Origin of the sequence: Peiella sedimenti (genome assembly GCF_030504955.1) — a bacterium.
In the GTDB taxonomy this organism is placed as follows: domain Bacteria; phylum Pseudomonadota; class Alphaproteobacteria; order Caulobacterales; family Caulobacteraceae; genus Brevundimonas; species Brevundimonas sedimenti.
Map to the genome: position 1 here is coordinate 669,856 of NZ_JAUKTR010000001.1, position 23,183 is coordinate 693,038.

Sequence of the window (23,183 nt, forward strand, 5' to 3'; positions counted from 1 at the left end):
GCACCGGTTGAGAGAGGGTTAGGACCGGGCGAGCAGCGTTCGCAGACTGTCCGCCAATTGATCAAAGTGGTCGATGACCAGGTCGGCGCCCAGGTCGCGCGCGGGAATTTCGGTATAGCCGAAGGAGACCAGGATCACCGGCGCCCCGGCGCCCCGCGCGGCGGCCAAATCGTTAAGGCTGTCGCCGATCATGAGGCACCGGGCGGGATCGCCGCCCGCCTGCCGCACCGACTCGATCAGATGCGCCGGCTCGGGCTTGCGCGCGCTGACGAGATCGGCGCCCACCACGGCGGCGAAGCGGTCCAGAAGGCCGAGCCCCTCGAGCACGCCGATGGACAGGTCGGTGCGCTTGTTGGTGCAGACCACCAGCCGCGCCCCTGCGTCCGACAGCTGGTCCAGCGCCTTGGGCACGCCGTCGAAGGGCCGGCTCTCCAGAGCGAGCCGGTCGCGGTAGAGGTCGATGAAGCGCTCGACCAGGTCGTCGGCCTCTTCGGAAGTCAGGATGCGCCCCGCCTCGGCGAAGCCGTGCTCCAGCATCACCCGGGCGCCTGACCCGACCAGATGACGGGCCGCCGCCAGCGGGGCCTGAGGAAGGCCATGCTCGTCAAGCAGCAGGTTGAGCACGCCGATAAGGTCGGGCGCGGTCTCGACCAGCGTTCCGTCGAGGTCAAAGGCGAGGGTCCAGCCGTCGAGGCGCAAGTCGCAGGCTCCGTGGGTGGCGACGGGCGGCCCGTTTCGGCTAAACGGGGCGAGATCGCAACCGAAAGAGTCGCCATGGCCGCGCGCGCCGCCGTCATTCTCGCCGCCGGGCAGGGCACCCGGATGAAGTCGCTTCTGCCCAAGGTTCTGCACCCTCTGGCGGGTCGGGCCATGGTGGACCACGCCATCAACGCGGCCGAGGCCGCCGGATGCGAGCGGGTGGTGGTCGTCGTCGGGACGCATGCCCCCGAGGTCGTCGCTCACGTGACGAAGCGGCTGGGAGAGCAATCCATCGCCGTGCAGGATCCGCCGCTGGGCACCGGACACGCGGTGCTGGCCGCGAAGGCGCAGCTGGCGGATTTCGATGGCGAGGTCGTGGTGACCTTCGCGGATTGCCCGCTGCTGCGCGGAGAATCGATCCAGCCCCTGTTCGGACGCGGCGCGGCGCTGACCGTGCTGGGTTTCGAGGCCGCCGATCCGGGCGCCTATGGGCGGCTGATCCTGGGAGAGGACGGTTCGCTGGAGCGGATCACCGAAGCCAAGGGCGCGCCGGACGAGGTGCTGGCGATCAAGACCTGTAACTCGGGCGTGCTGGTGTGCGACCGGGGCCTGCTGTTTTCGCTGCTGGGCGAGGTGGGCAACGACAATCCCAAGGGCGAGTACTACCTGACCGATGTGGTCCAGCTGGCGCGTGGACGGGACCTGCGCTGCGAGGCGGTGTTCACCGATGAGGCGGCGGTGCAGGGCGTCAACTCGCAGGCCGAGCTGGCCGCCGCCGAGCGCGTCTGGCAGCAGGGACGGCGACGTGAGCTGATGGATCAGGGCGTGCGCATGCCCGCGCCGGAGACCGTCTGGCTGGCCTGGGACACCGTGGTGGAGGCCGGCGCCGCCATCGAGCCGAACGTGGTGTTCGGCGCGGGCGTGACGGTCCGCTCAGGCGCGGTGATCGGCGCGTTCTCGCATCTTGAAGGCTGTGAAGTCAGGTCGGGCGCCAAGGTGGGGCCCTATGCGCGTCTGAGGCCGGGCGCCGACATTGGCGAGGGCGCGCGGGTGGGCAACTTCGTCGAGGTCAAGAATGTGGCCATGGGGCCGGGAGCCAAGGCCAATCACCTGGCCTATCTCGGCGATGGCCAGGTGGGGGCGGGCGCGAACATCGGCGCCGGGACGATCTTCTGCAACTACGACGGCTTCAACAAGGCTCGAACCGAGGTGGGCGAAGGGGCCTTCGTGGGTTCGAACAGCTCGCTGGTGGCGCCCGTCAAGATTGGCGAGGGCGCCATGGTGGGCTCCGGGTCGGTGGTCACGGAGGATGTGGCGGCGGGCGACCTTTACCTGGAACGTGCGGCGCCGACGGTGAAGGCCGGCTGGGCGGCGCGGTTCCGCGAGGCGATGAAGGCGCGCAGAGGGAAGTGAGCCCGCAGTATGTCTGACGCACAGAAGCGCACCGCCGGCGAGGCGGCAGCCGAGCGGGTCGAACCCGGCATGGTGGTGGGGCTGGGCACCGGCTCGACGGCGGCCTGGTTCGTGAAGGCGCTGGCGGCGCGGGGACTGAAGGACCTGCGCTGCGTGCCCACCTCGGAGGCCACGGCCGAACTGGCGCGCGAGCTGGGTCTGCCGCTGTCGACGCTGGAGGACACGCCGCGCATCGACCTGACCGTGGACGGGGCGGACGAGATCGGGCCGGGCCTGGCGCTGATCAAGGGCGGCGGGGCGGCCCTGCTGCGCGAGAAGCTGGTATGGGAGGCCTCCAGCCGCTGCATCGTCATCGCCGACAAGGGCAAGGTGGTGGAGACGCTGGGCGCGTTTCCCCTGCCCATCGAGGTCATCGCCTTTGGCCACAAGACCACGGCCAACCGCATTGCCGACGTGCTGGCCGACCACGAGATCGCGATGCCGGCGCGGGTGCGCACGGCCGAGCGCGGCCTGATCCGCACCGATGGCGGGAATCTGATCTATGACGCGCGCTGCGGCGCCATCCACGACCCGAGCCGCCTGGCCGACGACCTGAAGCTGATCACCGGCGTGGTGGAGCACGGCCTGTTCCTGGACCTGGCCGACGAGGCGATCATCGGCACGGATCAGGGCGTGGAGGTGCTGGCGCCCTAGGAGCGGGGACCCCGTCCCATCCAGCGGACGTTTGGGCTGGCTGGAGCGGACCCCCGCTTTCGCGGGGGTGAGCGGATTGTCAGAGGTTGGGTTTCCGGCCGCCACGTCCTAAATGCCGGGGCCTGACACGCAGAGCCCGGGACCACGCACATGGCCTACGACTACGACCTCTTCGTCATCGGCGCCGGATCGGGCGGAGTGCGCGCGGCGCGGCTGGCGGCGCTGGAGGGCAAGCGGGTGGCGGTGGCCGAGGAGCACCGTGTCGGCGGCACCTGCGTGATCCGCGGCTGCGTGCCGAAGAAGTTCATGGTCTATGCGTCGGAGTTCGCCCACACCTTCGAGACGGCCCAGGGCTATGGCTGGAGCTTCGGCGAACCCAGCTTCAACTGGAAAGGCTTCATCACGGCCAAGGACGTGGAGATCGCCCGGCTGTCGGGGCTGTACGCGGCCAATCTGGCCAAGGCGGGGGCGGACCTGATCCACGCACGGGCGGTGCTGAAGGACGCCCACACGGTCGAGCTGCTGGGCAAGGACCGCACGGTGACGGCCGAGCGCATCCTGATCGCCACAGGCGGACGGCCCTGGGTTCCGGAGGAGCTGCCCGGCATCGAGCACGCCATCACCTCTGAAGAGGCCTTCCACCTGCCCGAGCTGCCCAAGCGCATGCTGATCGCGGGCGGCGGCTATATCGCGGTGGAGTTCGCCGGCATCTTCGCCGGGCTGGGCGTCGATACGACCCTGGTCTATCGCGGCCCGAACATCCTGCGCGGCTTCGACGACGATGTGCGCGCCCATCTGGCGGGCGAGATCGAAAAGCACGGCGTGCGCGTGGTGCTCGGCGCGCAGCACACCTCCATCGACAAGACGGCCTCAGGACTGGTCAACCGGCTGGACAACGGGATCGATCTTGAGACCGACGTGGTCATGTTCGCCACGGGCCGAAAGCCCTATGTCGGCGGGCTGGGCCTGGAGGCGGCCGGCGTCGAGCTGAACGAGCGCGGCGCCATCAGGGTGGACGAGTACTCCAGGACCACGGCCGACAACATCTGGGCCATCGGCGACGTCACCGACCGGGTGAACCTGACGCCCGTGGCCATCCGCGAAGCGGTCGCCTTCGTCGAGACGGTGTACCGGAACCGGCCGACCCACTTCGCCTATGATCACATCCCGACGGCGGTCTTCAGCCAGCCGCCGGTGGGTACGGTAGGCCTGTCCGAGGCCGAGGCGCGAAAGACGGTGGGGCCCGTGGACGTCTATGTGACCCGCTTCCGGCCCATGAAGACCGCCTTCACCGGCGCCGAGGAGCGGACCCTGATGAAGATCGTCGTCGATCAGAAGACGGACCGGATATTGGGCGTGCATATCGTCGGCCCCGACGGGCCGGAGATGATCCAGCTGGCCGCCATCGCCGTGAAGATGGGCGTGACCAAGGCCCAGTGGGACGAGACCTGCGCCCTGCATCCCACCGCCGCCGAGGAGCTGGTGACCATGAAGGTCAAGCAGGAAGCGCCGGAACTGCGAGCCGCGGAATGACGCGGCTGGAGGGGCTGGGGAGCCGCGTATCGTCGGGCGCGGTGCTGGGGGCGGTGCTGCTGGCGCCATTGCTGGCCTATCTGTGGCCCCTGGGCTTCGCGGCGATCGTGGCCCTGGCCGGCGTCGTGGCCGTGCTGGGGCGGCTGGTTCCGGGCGCCAGGGTGGAGGGACCCTTAGCGAAGCCCAGGCTCCCCGGATTGCGGATGAGTATGTTCGCCCCGCTGGCCATGCTGTTGTTGATTGTCTTGTTTGCCGTCGTCTCGGTGAACTGGAGCCCGGCCTACGAACAGTTCGGGCCCATGGCGACCTATCAGGAGGCGGAAAGCCAGACCTGGCTGAAGCTGCCCATGCAGTTGGGGCTCTATGCGGCGGTGGTGCTGGCGACTGTCAGGCTGGGGCCCCTGGCCGCGCGGCGCGGCGCGGATTGGCTGGTTTGGGGCGCGGCGGCGCTATCAGTCCTCTGCCTGTTCGAGGGTCTGTCGGGGGCGCTCTTGTACCAGGGCCTGCGCGAGATGATCGGCGACCCGATCCGGCCTGACCTGGCGGTCAAGAACGTGGCCCAGGCGACCTACGTCCTGGCCCTGATGGCCTGGCCGGCCATGGCGGTGCTGCGCGACAGGGAGCGCGATCGGATCGCCCTGCTGGTGGCGGCCGCGGCGTTGATCTCGCCGCTGCTGCTGAAGACCTGGGCGCCGGCGGCGGCTTTCGTGGCGGCTGGTGCGGCGGCCCTGATCGTTCGACGCGCGCCGATCATGGGCCCCCGCATCGTCGCTGGAGCGGCGGCCGGGTTCATGCTGCTGGCTCCCTGGCTGATCCTGATGGCCCGTCCGCTGCTGGAGAGCGTCAAGGCTAACCTGGGCGCGTCCTGGGCCGCGCGTATCGACATCTACGCCTTCACGGCCGAGCGGATAGGGGAGCGGCCGCTCCAGGGCTGGGGGCTGGACGCCAGCCGCCTGTTCGATCCGCCTGTTCCACTGCACCCCCATGACGCCGCACTGCAGGTCTGGCTGGAGTTGGGCCTGGCCGGATCGGTGCTGGCGGCGGCCTTTTGGGCGTTGGTCTTCGCAGGACGTTCCGGGAAGCCCGGGGGGGCCTCAGCCGTGGCGGCGGGCTCGGCCTATTTCATCATCGGCGCCCTCAGTTTCGGGGTTTGGCAGGAGTGGTGGCTGGCCCTCGGTGCCCTGACAGCGGTTTGGGGCGGCCTGGCCGCGCGCGAAGCCGCCGAAGATCCCGACGCAATGCTCATTGAGGCGTAACAATCAGCACCTTATGTTGGGGGCATGAAAGGCCCCTGGCGTCCCTCCTCCTGGCGTGACCATCCGGTCAGCCACATGCCGCAGGACTATCCTGACGCGGCCGAGCTGGCGCGCGTGGAGGCCGAGCTGCGCACCCTGCCGCCGCTGGTCTTCGCCGAGGAGGCCCGGACCCTGACCGAGCGGCTGGCGCGGGTCGAGGCGGGCGAGGCGTTTCTGCTGCAGGGCGGCGACTGCGCCGAAAGCTTCAAGGAGTTTTCGGCCGATAATATCCGCGACGCCTTCCGCCTGATGCTGCAGATGGCAGTGGTCCTGACCTTCGCGGGCGGCAAGCCGTTGGTGAAGGTGGGCCGCATCGCCGGCCAGTTCGCCAAGCCCCGATCCAGCGCCGAGGAGACGGTGGGCGGCGTGACCCTGCCCAGCTATCGCGGCGACATCGTCAACGGGACGGACTTCGACGCCGCCAGCCGCGTGCCCGACCCCGATCGCATGATCCGCGCCTATCACCAGTCGAGCGCCACGTTGAACCTGTTGCGCGCCTTCGCCGGCGGCGGGTTCGCCGACCTTTATCACGTGCGTGACTGGACCGTGGGCCTGACGGCGGGGCCTGCCGGAGACCGCTATCGCGAGCTGTCCGAGAAAATCTCGGAGGCGCTGGACTTCATGGCCGCCGTCGGCGTGACGCCCCAGACCCACCCGGAGCTGTCGCGGGTGGAGATGTTCACCAGCCACGAAGCGCTGCTGCTGAACTTCGAGGAGGCGCTGACGCGCAGGGAGCATGACGGCTGGTTTGCTGCGTCGGCCCACATGCTGTGGATCGGCGAGCGGACGCGGCGACTGGACGGCGCCCACGTGGAGTACGCACGCGGCATCCGCAATCCCATCGGTCTGAAGTGCGGCCCGACCATGGAGCCGGACGATCTGCTGCGCCTGATCGATGTGCTGAACCCCGACAACCGGCCGGGCCGCCTGACCCTGATCGGCCGCTTCGGCGCGGACAAGGTGGGCGATCGCCTGCCGCGCCTGATGGCTGCGACCAAGGCCGAGGGGCGCCGGGTGATCTGGTCCATCGATCCGATGCACGGGAACACCTTCTCCAGCAACGGCTACAAGACCCGGCCTCTGGACCGCATCCTTTCGGAGGTGCGCAGCTTTATCGACATCGCCGCCTCCGAGGGCGTGCATGCGGGCGGCGTGCACCTGGAGATGACCGGGCAGGACGTGACCGAGTGCCTGGGCGGCGCCCGCCCGGTGACGCCCGAGGACCTGTCGAGCCGCTATCACACGCACTGCGATCCCCGGCTGAACGCAGCCCAGGCGCTGGAGCTGGCCTTCCTCGTGGCCGAGAATCTCAAAGCGGGACGCCGACGCGCGTCCCAGGCGGCCTAAGCGATGAGTCGGGTGGCCTATCAGGGGGAGCCCGGGTCGTTCAGCCATGAGGCGTGCCTGGCCATGCGGCCGTGGGACGAGCCCGTGGCCTTTCCTACGTTCGAGGCGGCGGTGGCGGCGGTGAAGTCGGGCGACTGCGGCTGCGCCATGATCCCGGTGGAGAGCGATCGCACCGGGGCCATCGAGCCGGCGGCGCGTCTGGTCGAGACCTCTGGCCTGAGGCAGATGGCGGAGGCCTGGCGGCCCTTCCGTCTGCATCTGGCGGGCGTGGCCGACGCCCTGCTGGAGGGGGTGCGGACGGCCGAGAGCCATCCGGTCGCCCTGGCCCAATGCACGCGGGCGATCCGATCGCTGAACCTGAAGCCGGTCGAAGCGGAAGACACCGCCGGCGCGGCCCGGGCCGTGGCCGAGGCCGAGGACCGCACGCGCGCCGCCATCTGCTCCAGCACGGCGGCCGAGCTTTACGGCCTGCGCATCCTCAAGAGCGATGTCGAGGACAACCCGGGCGTGCGTCTGCGCTTCGTGGTGCTCTGCGACAACTGAGTTCAATGAAATCGCCGGGGCTGCGGCCGTCGCCCTTGCGCGCGTGACCGCAGATGGCCAGTTTCCGCGCCCTCCTGCGGATGCGACTCCCATGACTGACGCCCTGCTCAGCGCTGAACCGCCGCGCCGGCCCACCGCCGCGCTGGGCGAATTGCTGCGCCTGGCCTGGCCGGTGGTGCTGGCCCGCGTGGGCATCATGACCATGGGCCTGGTCGACGTGATCGTGGTGGGCCGCCACTCGGCCGAGCAGCTGGCCTATCAGGCCCTGGCCCTGGCGCCGATCTCTGTGGTGGTGACCACGGTCGTCGGCCTGCTCATGGGCGTGCAGGTGATGACCTCGCGCCTGATTGGCGAGGGCCGACCGGAAGAGACGGTGGCGGTGCTGCGGCGCGGCTGCGTTTATGCGCTGCAGCTGGGCTTCGGCGCATTGCTGATCATGGCGCTGCTCGGCCCGTGGGCCATGCGCAACGCCGGGCTGGAGCCGGGGCTGGGCGAGGGCGCGAGCCTGCCGCTGGTGATCTTCGCCCTGTCCATGCCGGCCTACCTGCTCTCCGTGGTGGGCCAGCTGTTCCTGGAGGCCCAGGGGCGTCCGGGCGCCGGGGCGGCGGCGATGATCGTGGCCAACGTGGTCAATCTGGCGCTGAACCTGTGGCTGGTGCCCGGCGCCTCGGGCCTGCCGGTGGAAGGCGCGGCGGCCTCGGCCTGGGCGACCTTCTTCGCGCGCGGGCTTCTGGCGGTGGTCATCTTCGCCTTCATCTTCGCCAAGGCGGGCGTCACCCTGAAGGCCCTGCTGCGCCACGGTCGGGGCCATGCGGCGGACGCGCGCGAACAGCGCAAGATCGGCCTCGGCGCGGGCTCGTCCTACTTCATCGAGGTGACGGCCTTCGCCGCCATGACCTTCGTCGCCGGCTGGCTGGGCGGGCTGGAGGTCGCGGCCTGGACCGTTATCCTGAACATCGCCGCCGTGATCTTCATGGGGCCGCTGGGCCTGTCGTCGGCGACGGCCGTGCTGGTCGGCCGCGACTATGGCGCCGGTCAGCCGCATGGCGTGCGCCAGGCGGGCTTCCTCGGCATGGGGGTGACCGCGGTCCTGACGGGTCTGATCGCGCTGGGCGTCTGGCTGTTCGACGAGCCGCTGGCGCGGGCCTACACCTCTGATCCCCAGGCGGTGGCCATCGCCGTCTCCGGACTAACCATCGCTTGCCTGTTCTTCGTCGCAGACGGGCTGCAGGTGGTGGCGGCGCAGTCGCTGAGGGCCGCCGCCGACGTGTGGTGGCCCACGGTCATGCACATCGTCAGCTACGGCGTCGTCATGCTGCCACTGGGCTGGTTCCTGGCCCATCCGGCGGGCCTGGGCGTGAATGGCATCGTGTGGGCCGTGGTCGTGGCCAGCCTGATCTCGGCGGGCATGCTGACCACCCGGTTCTGGTTCGTGTCGGGCCGAAAGCTGGCTCCGGCCGTCGCCTGATTCGGATCAGCCCTGCGCCTTGGCCCACTTCTCCAACCAGTGGATGTCGTAGTCGCCCGACAGGATGTCGGGCTCCTGCAACAGCTGCTGGAACAGGGGGATGGTGGTGTCGATACCGCCCACGACCATCTCGTTCAGGCTGCGCTTGAGGCGGGCGATGCACTCCTCGCGGTCGCGGCCGTGGACGATCAGCTTGCCGATCAGGCTGTCGTAGTAGGGCGGGATCGAATAGCCGGCGAAGAGCGCCGAATCGAGCCGCACGCCCAGACCGCCCGGCGCGTGGAAGTCATTCACCAGGCCCGGCGAGGGGGTGAAGGTGCGCGGGTTCTCGGCGTTGACGCGGCACTCGATGGCGTGTCCCTCGAAGACGATGTCCTCCTGCGTGAAGGACAGGGGCAGGCCGGCGGCCACGCGGATCTGTTCGCGCACCAGATCGACGCCGGTGATGGCCTCGGTCACCGGATGCTCCACCTGCAGGCGGGTGTTCATCTCGATGAAGAAGAACTCGCCGTCCTCCCACAGAAACTCGATGGTGCCCACGCCGAGGTAGCCGATGGCCTTGATCGCATCGACGACGACCTTGCCGATCTTCTCGCGGCCGGCGGCGTCGAGCGCCGGGGAGGGGGCTTCCTCCAGCACCTTCTGGTGGCGCCGCTGCAGTGAACAGTCGCGCTCGCCCAGATGGACCACGTTGCCGTGGCTGTCGGCGATGACCTGGATCTCGATGTGGCGCGGCTTCTGGAGGTAGCGCTCCATGTAGACGGCGCCGTTGCCGAAGGCCGCGGCGGCCTCGGCCTGGGCGGTCTGCACGGCCTCGACCAGATCATCGGGGGTCAGGGCCACCTTCATGCCGCGCCCGCCGCCGCCGGCGGCCGCCTTGACGATCAAGGGGAAGCCGATGGACTTGGACGCCTCGATGGCCTGCTCGACCGTCTCGACCTCGCCGTCCGAGCCCGGCACCACGGGGATGCCTGCGTCCCGGGCGGTCTGCTTGGCCGTGATCTTGTCGCCCATGATCCGGATGTGCTCCGGCTTGGGACCGACGAAGGTGATGCCGTGGGCGGCCACGATCTCGGCGAAGCGGGCGTTCTCCGACAGGAAGCCGTAGCCGGGGTGGATGGCCTGGGCGTGGGTGACCTCGGCCGCCGCGATGATCGAGGGGATGTTCAGGTAGGACTTGGCCGCGGGGGCGGGCCCGATGCAGACGCTCTCGTCGGCCAGGCGCACCCACATGGCGCCGCGGTCGGCCTCGGAATGGACCGCCACAGTGGAGATGCCCATCTCCTTGCAGGCGCGATGGATCCGGAGCGCGATCTCGCCGCGGTTGGCGATCAGCAGCTTGTCGAACATGGCGCTGATCCTACTGGAGGACGACGAGCGGCTCGCCGTACTCTACCGGCTGGGCGTCGCCGACCAGCACCTCGGCCACCACGCCGTCGCGCGGCGAGGCGATTGGGTTCATGGTCTTCATGGCCTCGACGATCAGCAGCGTCTGGCCGGCCTTGACCTTGTCGCCCGGCTTGATGAAGGCCGGCGCGCCCGGCTGCGGCGAGAGATAGGCGGTGCCGACCATGGGGGACTTCACCTCCTCGCCGTCGCGCTTGGCCGCAGCCGGGGCGGTGGCGGGGGCGGCCTGGGCCGCTGGTTGGGGCGCGGGAGCGGCGGCCGGAGGCGGCGCGTGAACCATCATGGGCGCTGCGGCCGCCATCGACTTGGCGACGCGGATTTTCAGCCCGTCCTTTTCGACCTCGATCTCGGTCAGGTCGGTCTCGTTGAGGATGCCCGCCAGCTCGCGGACGAGCAGGGAGTCGATCGGAGACGGGGTCTTGGAAGCAGCCATGGAGGTCTTTGCCCTCTTCTTTTCGTCAGGCGGTCGCGCCGGTCAGGCGCAGCGCCGCGATGACGGCCAATTCGTAGCTTGCCGGGCCGAAGCCCTGGATGACGCCGGCCGCGACCGGCGAGATGAGCGAGGTCCGGCGGAAGTCCTCCCGCGCGGCGGTGTTCGACAGGTGGCATTCCACGAGCGGGATCGACAGGCAAGCCGCCGCGTCGCGCAATGACACGGATGTGTGGCCATATCCCGCCGGGTTCAGCACGACAGCCAGCGCCTTGTCCTCGGCCTCGTGCAGCCAGTCGATGAGCTGGCCCTCGTGGTTGGACTGACGGAAGTCGACGGCCACATCGCCGGCCGCCCGTTCGCACAGGCGCTGGATGTCGGCCAGGGTCGCGGTCCCGTAGACCTGCGGCTCGCGGGTCCCGAGGCGGTTCAGATTGGGGCCGTTGAGCACGAAAAGGGGTTTGGACATCCGCCGCCGCCTTGGAATCGGCGGACTTTTATAGTCCGTAACGTTCTGTCACAAGCCGCGAGGCGGGAAGGCCCGCCAGGACTGTCATGCTGATCTTCGTCAACGGCGATCCCATCACGGTGAAAGCGATCACCATCGCCCAGCTGATCGACGAGCTGGGCCTGGACCGCGCCGCCGCCGCCGTGGAGCGCAATCTGGTCATCGTGCCCCGCAGCCTGCACGACCAGACGGTGCTGGAGGCGGGCGACCGTATCGAGATCGTCCAGTTCGTCGGTGGAGGGTAAGGCCTTTCTTTCGCCGGACGCCTCGGTCAAGGTTCAGCGTCAGGAGAGACGCCCATGCACCTGTTCCGCAACAGCCTGATCGCCATCGCCGTCGCCTTGGCGGGTTCAGCCGCCGCCCAGACAGCGCCGGCCGGTCACGTGCAGCAGTCGCAGCTGCCGCCCCCGCCACCCCCGCCGCCCCCGGCTGAGCCGATGAAGCTGGTCTCGCCGCTGCCGCCCGAGCTGAACGGCGAGGATGCCGGTGGCCGATATCAGCCGACGCCTGAGGAGGTCGCCGAGATCGAGGCGTTAAACGCCCAGATCCGCGAGAACAACGCCCGCATCGCGGCCCACAACGCCGAAGAGGCGGCGCGCGCCGCCGCCGACCGCCGCGCCTACGAGCAGGCCCTGGCTGAACGCGAGGCCGAGATCGCCCGCGTCAACGCCGCGGCCGCCGAGTCGCAGGCCCGCTATGAGGCGGAGATGGCCGCCTGGCGTGCTCGCGTCGCCGCCTGTCAGGCCGGAAACACCGCCGCCTGCCAGGGTGGGTGAGACCTAGAGGCTTAGCGCCCATTCCGCGTAGCGGCGGCCCAGGTCGCGGACGCGTGTGCCCTCGAGATTGGTCAGGATCGACACGGTCACACCAGCTTCAGGGTATCTGGCCAGCCAGGAGCCGAAGCCGTTGATGTCCCCGAGGTGGCCGATCTCGCGTTGGCCGAACATCTCGCGCACCATCCAGCCTAGGCCGAACTCGTTGACCTCGGGCGTAAGGACCTGGCGCCAAACCTCTGCAGGCAGGAGATGTTCGTCTCCCACGGCCGCGACCCAGCGGTGCAGATCGTCGGAACCGGAGTACAGGGACCCCGCTCCGCGCGTAACGCTCATGTTCAGTGGACGGGCCGAGGCAAGGCGGCCCTCGGCCAGTACAAGGCCGTCCACCAGGCGCGGCGGAGGATCGGCCAGGCCCAGTCCGCCTGTCGAGGTGAGACCTAGTGGACTCAGAAGGCTGCGTTCCAGCACCGCCTCATAGGGCAGTCCGGCCAGCCGTTCGATCAGACCGGCCGCGACGACGGCGCCTGAGTTGCCGTACCTGAACTCCGACCCGGGTGCGGCTCTCAGGGGCTCTGCGTAGAGGAGAGCCAGTACCTCCGGGAGACTTGTTCCTTCGGCCGCCAGCCGGGGGAAGGCCTCAAGGGAGATGATGTCGCGGATGCCGTGGGAATGGTTCAGGAGCCGCCGCACGGGGATCGCCGCCCAGCTGTCCGGCGCGTCCCGCAAATAGTGGGTGACGGGCGCGTCCAGATCGATGCGGCCCTGGTTTGACAGGCACAGGACCGCCGTCGCGGTGAAGGTCTTGGATATGGAGGCGATCTTGAACTGGGCGTCCCGGTCGATCCGCGGATCACCGCCCAGCCGGGCGGGCCCCTGGTCTCTTCGCAGCAGCACTTCATCGCGCCGCTTCACCAGGATGGAGCCGGAGAAGGGGCGCGGTTCAGCCTCCTGGACCCGGGCGACGGCGCCCATCGACAGAGCGCAAGGGCTGGCCGCGGCGGCCGCAAGCAGGAAACGTCGATTGATCATCAGCCCCTCCAAGCAACAGAGGGCCTCGGCGCCCAGATCAGATGCAACCGGCGGCCAACCAGGCGCTACGAACCCCAGTCGGGCCTTCGCAGCGGGCCCGCGCGGGTCTAAACCCCGCCCATGACCGAAGCGAACGACACCTGGACCGTCGCCGGGCGCACCTTCACCTCGCGCCTGATCGTGGGCACGGGGAAATACAAGGACTACGCCCAGAACGCCGCCGCCGCCGAGGCCTCGGGCGCCGAGATCGTCACCGTGGCGGTGCGCCGGGTGAACCTGACGGATCGCTCCCAGCCGCTGCTGACCGACTATGTGAAGCCGGACCGGTTCACCTATCTGCCCAACACGGCGGGCTGTTTCACCGGTGAGGACGCGGTGCGCACCCTGCGCCTGGCGCGCGAGGCGGGCGGCTGGGACCTGGTGAAGCTGGAGGTGCTGTCGGACCCCAAGACCCTGTTTCCGGACATGGAGGAGACCCTGCGCTCGCTGAAGCTGCTGGTCGCAGAAGGCTTCCAGGTCATGGTCTACTGCACCGACGATGTGGTCTATGCCCGCAAGCTGGAGGACGCTGGCGCGGCGGCCATCATGCCGCTGGGCGCTCCGATCGGCTCAGGGCTCGGCATCCAGAACCCGGTCAACATCCGCCTGATCGTCGAGCAGGCCCGGGTGCCGGTGCTGGTGGATGCGGGCGTGGGCACCGCTTCGGATGCGGCCGTGGCCATGGAGCTGGGCTGCGACGGGGTGCTGATGAACACCGCCATCGCCGAGGCCAAGGACCCGGTGCGCATGGCGCGGGCCATGAAGCACGCCGTCATCGCGGGCCGCGAGGCCTATCTGGCCGGGCGCATGGGCAAGCGCATGTACGCCGATCCTTCGTCCCCCTTGGCGGGGCTGATCTAAGCGTTCATCATCCTCCCCCAGGGGGAGAGCCAGATGCGACAGATATTGCTAGGTTTTTCGGCGCTTACGCTGGCCGGCGCGCCGATGACGGTGGCGGACGCCACCTCGGCCATGGGCGTCTTCTCGGCCATCTGCAGCCAGGCCGCGGCCACGGTCGGGGCCACGGCGTCGCCGGAGGACATGCGCATCGTCTCCGGGTTCGGCACGGGCGGCTTCAAGGCCGACACCGACAATGCCGAGGCCCAGACCTGGTTCGACCACGCCATGCGCCTGCGCTGGGCCTTCGAGCACGAGGAGGCGGTGCGGGCCTTCCAGAAGGCGCAGCGGCTGGACCCCAACTGCGGCATGTGCGTGTGGGGCGAAGCCTGGGCCATGGGCGCGAACCTGAACTACAACGTGCCCCAGGCGACGCAGGCGCGGGCCCTGGCCATTGCCGAGCGGGCCCGGCGCCTGTCGGCGGACGCCCCGGCCTGGCAGCGCAAGCTGGTGGACGCCACCGTGCGGCGCTATCGCGGCCCGCCCGCGCGCCGGGCGGTCAACTTCGCCCGCAGCCTGGAGCGCATACAGCGCCAGCACCCCGAGGAGTTGCAGCTCAGGACCCTGGCCGCCGACGCCCTGCTGATGGCGAACCGCAACTGGTGGAGCGCCGACGGACGCATCCCGGGCGAGGGCGTGGACCGGGCCATCAGCCTGATTGAGAGCGCGCTGGCCCAGAATCCGGACGATCCGGGGGCCATCCACCTGTACATCCACTCGACCGAGTGGTCGGCGGATCCCTACCGCGCCGTGCCCTATGCCGACCGTCTGGCGGGACTGACGCCCGGCTCGCCGCATCTGGTGCACATGCCCTCGCACACCTACTACCGGATCGGCCGCTACAAGGACGCCACCACGGCCAATGTGGGCGCTGTGCGGGCGGCCCAGCGCTATCACGGCATTTCGCCGGCGCCTGAGGGCCTGACCAGCATCGGCATCCACAACCACAACATCCACTTCGGCATGGCGGGCGCCCTGATGGCCGGCGACGCCGAGGGCGGGCTGTTCCTGGCCGGGCACTTCTTCGAGGCTTATCCGCTGGATCAGCTGAGGAACCCCTTCGGCCAGATCGTGGCGGGGACGGCCCTGGTGAACCAGGCCCGCTTTGGCGATCCGGACGTGGTGCTGGCCTTTGACGATCCCGGCGCGGACTACTGGGGCCTGCGCGTCATGCGCCACTATGCGCGGGGCGAGCTGCGCGCCCGTCAGGGTGACGCCGACGCGCTGGAGGCCGAGCTGGCGGGGCTGCGCGAAGCCAAGACGGGCGTTCCCCAGCCGACGACCCCGTTCGGACGCATGGCCAGCATCGTTCTGTCCATTCCGGAGAAGGTGCTGGCCGGGCGGCTGGCCCTGCTGCGCGGGGACGAGGAGGCGGCCGTGACCGCCTTCCGCGAGGCGGCCGAGCTGCAGGCCAGCATGAACCTGGGCCGGGACCCGCCCCTGTGGTGGTACCCGACGCGGCGCAGCCTGGGGGCGGCCCTGATCGCCGCCGGGCGGCTGGACGAGGCCAAGGCCGAGCTGGAGCGCTCGCTGGAATATGCGCCCCACGATCCGCTGACGCTCTACGCCCTGTCGGAGGTGGCCGAGCGCCGCGGCGACCGGGCCGAGCAGAGCCGGCTGCTGGCCGAGGCCCGTCGCGAATGGCGGGGCGGCGACTTCAGCCTGGGCATGGTCTGACGACGATCCGGACGGAAAAATACCGTCCGAAGCGTCCGAAGCGTCCGATCCGTCCGACTCGTCGGCATGCCGGGGAGCGAGGGCGCTCGCGGGATGTCAAAGACCCGCTGCCAGTCTAGGGCCGGTCAGAGCGGCGGGGACAAGGTGGCCGTCTATTCCGGCTCGACCACCACGGCGGTGCCGTAGGCCAGCACCTCGGTGACGCCGTCCATGATCTCGTTGGCGTCATAGCGCATGGCCAGGACGGCGTTGGCGCCCATGCCGCGCGCGTGCTCGATCAGCTCGTCATGGGCCTCCTGCCGGGCGGTTTCGGCCAGCTTGACGTAGGCGCCGACCCGCCCGCCCAGCATCGACTGGAGCCCGCCCAGCATGTCGGACAGCGCATTGCGGCTGCGCACGGTGATGCCGCGCACCAGGCCGATCGTGCGCACGACGCGGTGGCCGGGCACTTCGTTGGACGTAACGACGATCATGACGGTCTCCTAGGGGACTTCAGCGGCGTTCCAAGAGGCGAAAAACGAAGGCGTGGTCATTGGTCTCGTCGGCCTCGTGGCGCTCGCGGCGGACCTCGGTCCACTGGCTTTCGTCAAAGGCGGGGAAATGGGCGTCGCCCTCGGGTTCGGCCTCGACCTCGGTCAGGTACAGGCGTCGGGCGCGGGGCAGGGCGGTCTCGAACAGCTGGGTGCCGCCGATAACGCAGACCTCGTCCACCCCGTCCTCGCGCGCCTGTTCGCGGGCGATGGCGTAGGCCTCGTCGAAGTTGGGGCAGACCAGGGCGCCCTTCAGCTTCAGCTCCGGATCGCCGGACAGGACAAGGTTCAGCCGGCCCGGCAGGGGCCTGAGCGGCAGGCTCTCCCAGGTCTTGCGGCCCATCAGGCACGGCTTGCCGATGGTGTTGGCCTTGAACAGCTGCAGGTCCGCGCGCAGCCGCCAGGGCAGACGGCCGTTGCGGCCGATGACGCCGTTGCGGGCGCGGGCGACGACGAGGGAGAGGGTGGTGGGCATCATCCCCCCTATTTAAGCCAGTCCAGCCATTTGCGCTGCATGGCCTGCTCCAGATCGACGCCGGCGCGGTCGCAGTAGATCAGCAGCATGCCCAGCAGGTCGGTGGCCTCGTCCGCCAGCTTGGCGGCGTCAGGCTGGCCGCGCGCCCGGCCTGACAGGCGCAGGTGCTCGGCGGTCAGTTCACCCAGCTCCTCCTGCAGCTTGAGCAGGGCCCAGTCTTCACCAGGAATGGCACGGTCACGGTCAATGCCGTGCTCGCGCGCATAGATGTCGGAGATGCGCAGGACGTCGTCCTGCAAGGCCTTAAGGTCCATCAGACCGCGACAGCCGCCTTGATGTGCGGCCAGGCCTCGTAGCCCTCGAGGGTGAAGTCGCCGTACTCGAAGGCGAACAGGTCGTCCCGGTCGGCGAGCGTCATGGTCGGGAAGGGCAGGGGCTCGCGCGTCAGCTGGGTGCGGGCCTGCTCCACATGGTTCAGATAGAGGTGCGCATCGCCGAAGGTGTGGATGAATTCGCCCGGCTCCAGCCCCGTAACCTTAGCCAGCATCAGGGTCAGCAGGGCGTAGGACGCGATGTTGAAGGGCACGCCCAGGAAGACGTCGGCGCTGCGCTGGTACAGCTGGCAGGACAGCTTGCCCTCGGCGACGAAGAACTGGAACAGGCAGTGACAGGGCGGTAGGGCCATGTCGTCCACGTCCGCCGGGTTCCAGGCGCTGACGATGTGGCGTCGGCTGTTGGGATTGGTCCTGATCCCCTCGACCAGACGCGAGATCTGGTCGACCACGCGGCCGTCGGGCGCGGCCCAGCTGCGCCACTGTTTGCCATAGACCGGCCCCAGGTCGCCCTTGTCATCGGCCCACTCGTCCCAGATGCGGACGCCGTGCTCCTTGAGGAAGGCGATGTTGGTGTCGCCGCGCAGGAACCAGAGCAGTTCCACGATGATCGAGCGCAGATGCAGCTTCTTGGTGGTCAGGAGCGGAAAGCCCTGGGCCAGGTCGAAGCGCATCTGGCGGCCGAAGACCCCGATGGTGCCGGTGCCGGTGCGGTCGTCGCGGCGCACGCCCGTCTCGAGGATGTCGGTCAGCAGATTCAGGTACTGCCGCTCGGGGTGGTCGGCGGGCGCAGGAGAGACGGCCCCGGTGCGGGCCTGAACCTCGGCGAGTGCGGCGAGCGCGTTCATGGCCTCAGAATGCCAGTGATTCGCTCCGGCGCGATTCGCCGGTGGCGATTAGCTGTGGGTAGCTGCCGCCTGTCTCCTCCCCGTCCCTGACGGGGAGGGGGACCGCCGGAGGCGGTGGAGGGGAAAGGGACCTCGAAGATTCCCCTCCGTCTGCTCGCTGCGCTCGCAGCCACCTCCCCACGGCTTCGCCGTAGGGAGGAGACATGAGCGCCGTCTCCTCCCCATCGCCAGATGGGGAGGGGGACCGCCAGTAGGGCGGTGGAGGGATGGGCATGCGAACGGCCTGCTACACCACCCCTCCGTCGCGTCGCTCCGTTTCACTCCGCGAGCGACACCTCCCCGCAAAGCGGGGAGGAGACAGGAGCATCAACCGCGCTGGCTGATCGGCACGTAGTCGCGGCGCGTGGGGCCGGTGTACAGCTGGCGCGGACGGCCGATCTTCTGCGACGGGTCCTCCATCATCTCCTGCCACTGGCTGATCCAGCCGACGGTGCGGGCCAGGGCGAAGAGGACGGTGAACATGGTGGTGGGGAAGCCCATCGCCGACAGGGTGATGCCGGAATAGAAGTCCACGTTCGGGTAGAGCTTGCGCTCGATGAAGTACTCGTCGTGCAGGGCGATGCGCTCCAGCTCCTGGGCCACCTGCAGCAGCGGATCGTTGGGGTCGCCCACCTCGGCCAGCACCTCCTTGGCGGACTGCTGCATGACCTTGGCGCGCGGGTCGTAGTTCTTGTAGACGCGGTGGCCGAAGCCCATCAGGCGCCGCTCGCGGTTCTTCACCCCGTTGATGAAGTCCGGGATGTTCTCGGGTGTGCCGATCTCCTTGAGCATGTTCAGCGCCTCTTCGTTGGCGCCGCCATGGCTGGGGCCCCACAGGCAGGCGATGCCCGCCGCGATGCAGGCGAAGGGGTTGGCGCCGGACGAGCCGGCCAGACGCACCGTCGAGGTGGAGGCGTTCTGCTCGTGATCCGCATGCAGGATGAAGATGCGGTCCATGGCGCGGGCCAGGACGGGGTTCACCTCGTAATCCTCGGCCGGGACGGCGAAGCACATGCGCAGGAAGTTCTCGGCGTAGTTCAGGTCGTTGCGGGGCGACACGAAGGGCTGGCCGATGTGGTACTTGAAGGCGCGGGCCGCGATCGTCGGCATCTTGGCGATCAGGCGGATGGCCGAGATGTAGCGCTGGGTCGGATCGTTGATGTCGAGGCTGTCGTGATAGAAGGCCGACAGCGCGCCCACCGTGCCCACCATGATGGCCATGGGGTGAGCGTCGCGGCGGAAGCCTTCGAAGAAGCGGTCGAACTGGGCATGCAGCATCGTGTGCATGGTGATGTTGCGCTCGAACTTCTCGTACTGCGCGGCCGTCGGCAGCTCGCCGTGGAGCAGCAGGTGGCAGACCTCGATGAAGTTGGACTTCTCGGCCAGCTGATCGATGGGATAGCCGCGGTGCAGCAGGATGCCTTCGTCGCCGTCGATGAAGGTCAGGCCGCTCTCGCAGGCCGCCGTCGAGGTGAAGCCAGGGTCGTAGGTGAAGGCGCCCGTCTGGCCGTACAGCTTGCGGATGTCCAGAACCTCAGGACCGGTCGAACCCTCGAGGATGGGCAGGTCGATGTCCTTGCCCGCGTAGGAGAGCTTGGCGGTCTTGTCGGTCATGGGTGCGATCCCTGTCGTTCGAAGAAGCGCGGCGCGGGGGAGGGCGGCCGCAGTTGGGCGCCTTTATAACGCCTTAGGTCGGTAGCGAAAGCGCATCGTCCAGGCGGGCGAGGCTTTCTTCACGGCCGAGCGCGGCCATGACTTTGCCGAGGTCGGGCGAGGGCAGGCCGCCGGTAAGGGCGGCGCGCAGGGCCGGGGCGAACTTGCCGAAGCCGACGCCCTGGCCTTCGGCGAAGGTCTTGAGCGCGGCGGCCAGGGCGTCGGCGTCCCAGGCGGGTTGGTCGGCGAGGACGGCGCGCAGCGGCTCCAGCAGCGGGCGGGCCTGGGCGATCTGGCCTGTCGCCTTGTCGTCGAGCGACAGGGGGCGGGCGGCCAGGGCGAAGGCGACCTGTTCGGCCAGCTCCACCAGGGTCTTGGCGCGGTCCTTCACCTGGGGAATGGCGGCGGCGATCCGGGCTTCGTCGGCGGTCAGGCCCGCCTTCTCCACGAAGGGCAGGGTCAGGCCGGTCAGGCGCGCATCGTCGGCCTGGCGGATCCAGTGGGCGTTGACGTGGGCCAGCTTTTCGAAGTCCAGGCGCGAGGGGGCGCGGTTGACGTCGCGGACGTCGAACCAGGCGATGGCCTCATCGTCGCTGAAGATCTCGTCGTCGCCGTGGCTCCAGCCCAAGCGGGCGAGATAGTTGCGCATGGCCTCGGGCAGGTAGCCCAGCCCGGCGTAGTCGGCCACGGCCTGGGCGCCGTGGCGCTTGGACAGCTTGGCGCCGTCCGGGCCGTGGATCAGCGGGATGTGCGCGAAAGCCGGGCGGCTCCAGCCCAGGGCGTCGTAGATCAGGCTCTGGCGCGCAGCGTTGTTCAGGTGATCGTCGCCCCGAATGACGTGGGTCACGCCCATGTCGTGGTCGTCCACCACCACGGCAAGGTTGTAGGTGGGCGTGCCGTCCGAGCGCAGCAGAACAAGGTCGTCCAGGTTCTCGGCCTGCCAGGCGACCCGGCCCTGCACCAGATCATCGACCGCCACCTCGCCCGAGTCGGGCCCACGGAAGCGCACGACGTAGGGCTGGTCGGCTGGGCCGTCGGTACGATCACGCCACGGGGAGCGGATGAGGCGGCCCTCGGCGCGGCCCTGTTCGCGCGCGGCCTCGACCTCGTCGGGCGTCATCCAGCAGCGGTAGGCGCCGCCGCTGTCCAGCAGCTGAAGCGCCGCCTCGCGGTGGCGGTCGGCGCGTTGGGACTGGAAGACCGGCTCCTCGTCCCCCTCGAGGCCCAGCCAGGCCAGGCCCCTGAACAGCACGTCGACGGCGTCCTGGGTGGAGCGCTCGCGGTCGGTGTCCTCGATGCGCACCAGGAACCTGCCGCCGCAGTGGCGGGCATAAAGCCAGTTGAAAAGCGCCGTGCGGGCGGTGCCAATATGCATGGCGCCGGTGGGCGAGGGGGCGATACGGGTGACGACGGACACAGGAGCCTTCCTGGGGGGCGATGACGGCGTCGCCTCTATAGCGCAAGGCGGCCGCAAGCCCACCCCGGCGTGGCGGAGCTGGATCGCAGCTCAGGTGGAGGCCCAGGCCGACCGCTGGCGGCTGTGGACCCCCGTGTTCCTGGGGCTGGGCTGCGCGGCCTATTTCGCCCTGAAGAGCGAGCCGCCCGCCTGGCTGGCCTGGGCGCCGGTGGTCGTGGCGGCCGGGGCGCTTTGGGCGGTGCGGCGCTGGGCGCCGGCGGCCATGTGGGCCGCGGTGCTGATGCTGGCCCTGTCAGGCGGGTTCCTGGCGGCCAAGCTGCGCCAGCAGGCGGTCGATGCGCCGGTCGCGCCGGAGCAGGCCGGCGCGGTCACGCTGGAGGCCTGGGTCCTGGACGTGGAGTCGCCGGGCACACGCGGGCCGCGCATCCTGGTGGCGCCCATCCGGGTCAGCGGACTGGCCGCTGAGGCGACCCCCGAGCGGTTGCGGGTCAACCTGACCGTGCCCGCGCCGAGGCCAGGGACGGCGATCCGCCTGCGCGGTCTGCTCAGCCCGCCGCCGCCGCCCGCCGCGCCCCACGCCTATGACTTTGGCCGCAACGCCTATTTCCAGAGCCTGGGCGGCACGGTCATCGCCTTCGGGCGGCCGCAGCATGTGCTGGGGCTGGCGCCGCCGCCGCTCGGCCTGCGGGCGAAGATGGCCGTGAACGCCTGGCGCCTGCGCCTGGCCGAGCGGGTGCAGGGGGCCATGTCGCCCCAGGCCGGCTCCATCGCCGCCGCCATGGTCACGGGGCACGAGGCCTGGATCAGCGAGGCGGACGAACAGGCCATGCGCGACTCGGGCCTGGCGCACATCCTGTCGATCTCGGGCCTGCATATGGCCATCGTCGGCGGCTTCGCCTTCTTCGCGGCGCGACTGGCCATCGCGGCCTGGCCGTGGCTGGCCTTGCGCATCCACGGCAAGAAGGCCGCGGCCCTGTTCGGGGCGGGCGCCGTGGGGCTCTATCTTGTGGTCTCAGGCGGGCCGCCGCCGGCGGAGCGGGCCGCCATCGTCGCCTGGGTGGCGTTCGCCGCCATCCTTCTGGACCGTCGGGCCGTCAGCATGAACGCCCTGGCCCTGGCGGCGCTGATCGTGCTGCTGCGCCGGCCCGAGAGCATCGTCCAGCCCGGCTTTCAGATGTCGTTCGCGGCCACGGCCGCCCTGGTGGCGTTGGCCGAGGCCTGGCCGGCGCGGGTGCGCGAGATCAGCGCGCCCTGGCTCATCCGAGCGGTTCAGGGGGCGGGCGCCTGGATCGCAGGGGCGCTGGCGGCCAGCTTCGTGGCGGGTCTAGCGACCGGCCCTTTCGCCATGCAGCACTTCAATCGCGTGGCGGTGTTCGGGCTGGGAGCCAATCTGGCCGTGGCCCCGCTGTCCAGCTTCGTGATGATGCCCGCCCTGGCCCTGGGCAGCGTGCTGTCCGGCACGCTGCTGGGCGATCTTATCCTGGCGGTGGCGGGATGGTCGGTGGACGCCATGCTGGCCATCGGACACTGGACCTCGCGCCTGCCGGGCGCGGTGCGCCTGGTCCCCAGCGCGCCGCCCCTGGCCCTGCCGGTCGCGTTTCTGGGCATTCTGATCATCTGCCTATGGCGCGGACGACTGCGCTGGGCGGGCCTGCCGCTGGCGCTGGCGGTGATCTGGTGGCCCAGGCCCGAGCCGCCCAACCTGTGGCTGGCCGACGGCGGGACCAACGCCGTGATCCGCACGGCGCCGGGTCAGGCCATGGCCGTGCGCAGCCGAGCCGGACGCTTCGGCGCGGACCTTTGGGCCAAGCGCATGGGGCTGACCCTGGCCGAGGACAGCGATGCGGCCTGCCGTCGCTTCTGGTGCCTGAGGGAGGGGCGGCCGTCAGTCGCCGTCTGGTTCGGCCGCCGGGCCCCCGACGCCGAGGCCCTGGCCCAACTGTGCGCCGCCGAGGTGGTGGCGGTGCGCGCGGTCGTGCCGAGCCTGCCGCCGGCCTGCGAGCGCCGGCTGGTGCTGGATGCGGAGGATTTCAGGCGCGGCGGCGCCGTCGAGCTATGGCGCTCGGGCGGCGGTTGGGCCGCGCGCTGGACGCGCGATGCGCAGGGCGACAGGCCGTGGACTTAAGTCTCCTCCC

Annotated in this window: 23 protein-coding genes; 12 read left to right on the top strand and 11 right to left on the bottom strand. The window is 69.8% G+C overall.

What is annotated here, in order from left to right; genetic code table 11:
* Nucleotides 1-18: 18 nt before the first annotated feature.
* Nucleotides 19-699, bottom strand: a complete 681-nt coding sequence (locus Q0812_RS03480; protein ID WP_302108897.1) for an HAD family hydrolase — start codon at nucleotides 697-699, stop codon at nucleotides 19-21.
* A gap of 75 nt (nucleotides 700-774) precedes the next feature.
* Here Q0812_RS03480 and glmU point away from each other — a divergent pair, with 75 nt between their 5' ends.
* From glmU to Q0812_RS03515, 7 genes are all read left to right on the top strand, one after another.
* Nucleotides 775-2,112, top strand: a complete 1,338-nt coding sequence (glmU, locus tag Q0812_RS03485; RefSeq protein WP_302108898.1) for a bifunctional UDP-N-acetylglucosamine diphosphorylase/glucosamine-1-phosphate N-acetyltransferase GlmU — start codon at nucleotides 775-777, stop codon at nucleotides 2,110-2,112.
* Nucleotides 2,113-2,121: 9 nt separating this feature from the next.
* Entirely contained in the window at nucleotides 2,122-2,805 is a 684-nt protein-coding gene (gene rpiA / locus Q0812_RS03490) for a ribose-5-phosphate isomerase RpiA (RefSeq protein ID WP_302108899.1), read from the top strand.
* 150 nt (nucleotides 2,806-2,955) lie between these two features.
* Nucleotides 2,956-4,338, top strand: coding sequence for a glutathione-disulfide reductase (gene gor / locus Q0812_RS03495; RefSeq protein WP_302108900.1), 1,383 nt, complete (start codon nucleotides 2,956-2,958; stop codon nucleotides 4,336-4,338).
* Complete coding sequence (locus Q0812_RS03500; protein WP_302108901.1) at nucleotides 4,335-5,594, top strand: O-antigen ligase family protein; 1,260 nt, start codon at nucleotides 4,335-4,337, stop codon at nucleotides 5,592-5,594. Before gor ends, Q0812_RS03500 begins: the two co-directional genes overlap by 4 nt.
* A 24-nt stretch (nucleotides 5,595-5,618) precedes the next feature.
* Nucleotides 5,619-6,980, top strand: coding sequence for a class II 3-deoxy-7-phosphoheptulonate synthase (locus Q0812_RS03505; RefSeq protein WP_302108902.1), 1,362 nt, complete (start codon nucleotides 5,619-5,621; stop codon nucleotides 6,978-6,980).
* Between the two features lie 3 nt (nucleotides 6,981-6,983).
* Entirely contained in the window at nucleotides 6,984-7,523 is a 540-nt protein-coding gene (locus Q0812_RS03510) for a prephenate dehydratase domain-containing protein (RefSeq protein ID WP_302108903.1), read from the top strand.
* A 91-nt stretch (nucleotides 7,524-7,614) separates the two neighbouring features.
* Nucleotides 7,615-8,991, top strand: a complete 1,377-nt coding sequence (locus tag Q0812_RS03515) for an MATE family efflux transporter (protein WP_302108904.1) — start codon at nucleotides 7,615-7,617, stop codon at nucleotides 8,989-8,991.
* 6 nt (nucleotides 8,992-8,997) lie between these two features.
* On the opposite strand, the gene accC is transcribed toward Q0812_RS03515, so the two are convergent.
* Genes accC through aroQ form a run of 3 tightly spaced genes read right to left on the bottom strand, consistent with a single transcriptional unit; the run spans nucleotide 8,998 to nucleotide 11,297 of the window.
* Nucleotides 8,998-10,341: an acetyl-CoA carboxylase biotin carboxylase subunit gene (gene accC / locus Q0812_RS03520; RefSeq protein ID WP_302108905.1), complete on the bottom strand. Its 1,344-nt coding sequence runs from the start codon at nucleotides 10,339-10,341 to the stop codon at nucleotides 8,998-9,000.
* Nucleotides 10,342-10,351: 10 nt separating this feature from the next.
* Nucleotides 10,352-10,831 (bottom strand): acetyl-CoA carboxylase biotin carboxyl carrier protein, encoded by a 480-nt coding sequence (gene accB, locus Q0812_RS03525; RefSeq protein WP_302108906.1) that lies wholly within the window; start codon nucleotides 10,829-10,831, stop codon nucleotides 10,352-10,354.
* Between the two features lie 25 nt (nucleotides 10,832-10,856).
* Nucleotides 10,857-11,297 (bottom strand): type II 3-dehydroquinate dehydratase, encoded by a 441-nt coding sequence (aroQ, locus tag Q0812_RS03530; RefSeq protein WP_302108907.1) that lies wholly within the window; start codon nucleotides 11,295-11,297, stop codon nucleotides 10,857-10,859.
* Between the two features lie 86 nt (nucleotides 11,298-11,383).
* Between aroQ and thiS the strand changes: the two genes are divergently transcribed.
* The gene (gene thiS, locus Q0812_RS03535; protein ID WP_302108908.1) at nucleotides 11,384-11,581 is read left to right on the top strand and encodes a sulfur carrier protein ThiS; all 198 of its coding nucleotides are present in this window, start codon (nucleotides 11,384-11,386) and stop codon (nucleotides 11,579-11,581) included.
* A 54-nt stretch (nucleotides 11,582-11,635) separates the two neighbouring features.
* Nucleotides 11,636-12,112 (top strand): hypothetical protein, encoded by a 477-nt coding sequence (locus Q0812_RS03540; RefSeq protein WP_302108909.1) that lies wholly within the window; start codon nucleotides 11,636-11,638, stop codon nucleotides 12,110-12,112.
* Between the two features lie 3 nt (nucleotides 12,113-12,115).
* On the opposite strand, the gene Q0812_RS03545 is transcribed toward Q0812_RS03540, so the two are convergent.
* Entirely contained in the window at nucleotides 12,116-13,141 is a 1,026-nt protein-coding gene (locus tag Q0812_RS03545) for a serine hydrolase domain-containing protein (RefSeq protein WP_302108910.1), read from the bottom strand.
* Between the two features lie 120 nt (nucleotides 13,142-13,261).
* Here Q0812_RS03545 and Q0812_RS03550 point away from each other — a divergent pair, with 120 nt between their 5' ends.
* Together Q0812_RS03550 and Q0812_RS03555 are read left to right on the top strand one after the other, a co-directional pair.
* Complete coding sequence (locus Q0812_RS03550; RefSeq protein WP_302108911.1) at nucleotides 13,262-14,041, top strand: thiazole synthase; 780 nt, start codon at nucleotides 13,262-13,264, stop codon at nucleotides 14,039-14,041.
* A gap of 33 nt (nucleotides 14,042-14,074) precedes the next feature.
* Nucleotides 14,075-15,754, top strand: coding sequence for a tetratricopeptide repeat protein (locus tag Q0812_RS03555; RefSeq protein WP_302108912.1), 1,680 nt, complete (start codon nucleotides 14,075-14,077; stop codon nucleotides 15,752-15,754).
* A gap of 152 nt (nucleotides 15,755-15,906) precedes the next feature.
* Here the strand turns inward: Q0812_RS03555 and Q0812_RS03560 are convergent, their stop codons facing one another.
* From Q0812_RS03560 to gltX, 6 genes are all read right to left on the bottom strand, one after another.
* The gene (locus Q0812_RS03560) at nucleotides 15,907-16,227 is read right to left on the bottom strand and encodes a YbjQ family protein (RefSeq protein ID WP_302108913.1); all 321 of its coding nucleotides are present in this window, start codon (nucleotides 16,225-16,227) and stop codon (nucleotides 15,907-15,909) included.
* A gap of 19 nt (nucleotides 16,228-16,246) precedes the next feature.
* Complete coding sequence (locus Q0812_RS03565) at nucleotides 16,247-16,762, bottom strand: dihydrofolate reductase (protein ID WP_302108914.1); 516 nt, start codon at nucleotides 16,760-16,762, stop codon at nucleotides 16,247-16,249.
* A 5-nt stretch (nucleotides 16,763-16,767) separates the two neighbouring features.
* Nucleotides 16,768-17,058 (bottom strand): nucleoside triphosphate pyrophosphohydrolase family protein, encoded by a 291-nt coding sequence (locus Q0812_RS03570; protein ID WP_341923480.1) that lies wholly within the window; start codon nucleotides 17,056-17,058, stop codon nucleotides 16,768-16,770.
* 14 nt (nucleotides 17,059-17,072) lie between these two features.
* Nucleotides 17,073-17,939, bottom strand: coding sequence for a thymidylate synthase (locus tag Q0812_RS03575; RefSeq protein WP_302108916.1), 867 nt, complete (start codon nucleotides 17,937-17,939; stop codon nucleotides 17,073-17,075).
* A gap of 366 nt (nucleotides 17,940-18,305) precedes the next feature.
* A complete protein-coding gene (gltA, locus tag Q0812_RS03580) occupies nucleotides 18,306-19,592 on the bottom strand; it encodes a citrate synthase (RefSeq protein WP_302108917.1) in 1,287 nt (428 codons plus the stop codon).
* Between the two features lie 73 nt (nucleotides 19,593-19,665).
* Nucleotides 19,666-21,006 carry a glutamate--tRNA ligase gene (gene gltX, locus Q0812_RS03585; protein WP_302109199.1) on the bottom strand — a complete coding sequence of 447 codons (1,341 nt, stop codon included), beginning with the start codon at nucleotides 21,004-21,006 and terminating at the stop codon, nucleotides 19,666-19,668.
* A 28-nt stretch (nucleotides 21,007-21,034) separates the two neighbouring features.
* Here gltX and Q0812_RS03590 point away from each other — a divergent pair, with 28 nt between their 5' ends.
* Nucleotides 21,035-23,173, top strand: coding sequence for a ComEC/Rec2 family competence protein (locus tag Q0812_RS03590; protein WP_302108918.1), 2,139 nt, complete (start codon nucleotides 21,035-21,037; stop codon nucleotides 23,171-23,173).
* Nucleotides 23,174-23,183: the final 10 nt, after the last annotated feature.

What these genes read in the sequence shown, in the direction of transcription:
- gor (WP_302108900.1), top strand. Translation starts at nt 2,956, where the DNA reads ATGGCCTACGACTACGACCTCTTCGTCATCGGCGCCGGATCGGGCGGA.
- Q0812_RS03560 (WP_302108913.1), bottom strand. Translation starts at nt 16,227, where the DNA reads ATGATCGTCGTTACGTCCAACGAAGTGCCCGGCCACCGCGTCGTGCGC.
- Q0812_RS03515 (WP_302108904.1), top strand. Translation starts at nt 7,615, where the DNA reads ATGACTGACGCCCTGCTCAGCGCTGAACCGCCGCGCCGGCCCACCGCC.
- glmU (WP_302108898.1), top strand. Translation starts at nt 775, where the DNA reads ATGGCCGCGCGCGCCGCCGTCATTCTCGCCGCCGGGCAGGGCACCCGG.
- Q0812_RS03540 (WP_302108909.1), top strand. Translation starts at nt 11,636, where the DNA reads ATGCACCTGTTCCGCAACAGCCTGATCGCCATCGCCGTCGCCTTGGCG.
- Q0812_RS03575 (WP_302108916.1), bottom strand. Translation starts at nt 17,939, where the DNA reads ATGAACGCGCTCGCCGCACTCGCCGAGGTTCAGGCCCGCACCGGGGCC.
- Q0812_RS03500 (WP_302108901.1), top strand. Translation starts at nt 4,335, where the DNA reads ATGACGCGGCTGGAGGGGCTGGGGAGCCGCGTATCGTCGGGCGCGGTG.
- accB (WP_302108906.1), bottom strand. Translation starts at nt 10,831, where the DNA reads ATGGCTGCTTCCAAGACCCCGTCTCCGATCGACTCCCTGCTCGTCCGC.
- Q0812_RS03510 (WP_302108903.1), top strand. Translation starts at nt 6,984, where the DNA reads ATGAGTCGGGTGGCCTATCAGGGGGAGCCCGGGTCGTTCAGCCATGAG.
- accC (WP_302108905.1), bottom strand. Translation starts at nt 10,341, where the DNA reads ATGTTCGACAAGCTGCTGATCGCCAACCGCGGCGAGATCGCGCTCCGG.
- thiS (WP_302108908.1), top strand. Translation starts at nt 11,384, where the DNA reads ATGCTGATCTTCGTCAACGGCGATCCCATCACGGTGAAAGCGATCACC.
- gltX (WP_302109199.1), bottom strand. Translation starts at nt 21,006, where the DNA reads ATGCATATTGGCACCGCCCGCACGGCGCTTTTCAACTGGCTTTATGCC.
- Q0812_RS03555 (WP_302108912.1), top strand. Translation starts at nt 14,075, where the DNA reads ATGCGACAGATATTGCTAGGTTTTTCGGCGCTTACGCTGGCCGGCGCG.
- aroQ (WP_302108907.1), bottom strand. Translation starts at nt 11,297, where the DNA reads ATGTCCAAACCCCTTTTCGTGCTCAACGGCCCCAATCTGAACCGCCTC.
- Q0812_RS03550 (WP_302108911.1), top strand. Translation starts at nt 13,262, where the DNA reads ATGACCGAAGCGAACGACACCTGGACCGTCGCCGGGCGCACCTTCACC.
- Q0812_RS03545 (WP_302108910.1), bottom strand. Translation starts at nt 13,141, where the DNA reads ATGATCAATCGACGTTTCCTGCTTGCGGCCGCCGCGGCCAGCCCTTGC.
- Q0812_RS03505 (WP_302108902.1), top strand. Translation starts at nt 5,619, where the DNA reads ATGAAAGGCCCCTGGCGTCCCTCCTCCTGGCGTGACCATCCGGTCAGC.
- gltA (WP_302108917.1), bottom strand. Translation starts at nt 19,592, where the DNA reads ATGACCGACAAGACCGCCAAGCTCTCCTACGCGGGCAAGGACATCGAC.
- Q0812_RS03565 (WP_302108914.1), bottom strand. Translation starts at nt 16,762, where the DNA reads ATGATGCCCACCACCCTCTCCCTCGTCGTCGCCCGCGCCCGCAACGGC.
- rpiA (WP_302108899.1), top strand. Translation starts at nt 2,122, where the DNA reads ATGTCTGACGCACAGAAGCGCACCGCCGGCGAGGCGGCAGCCGAGCGG.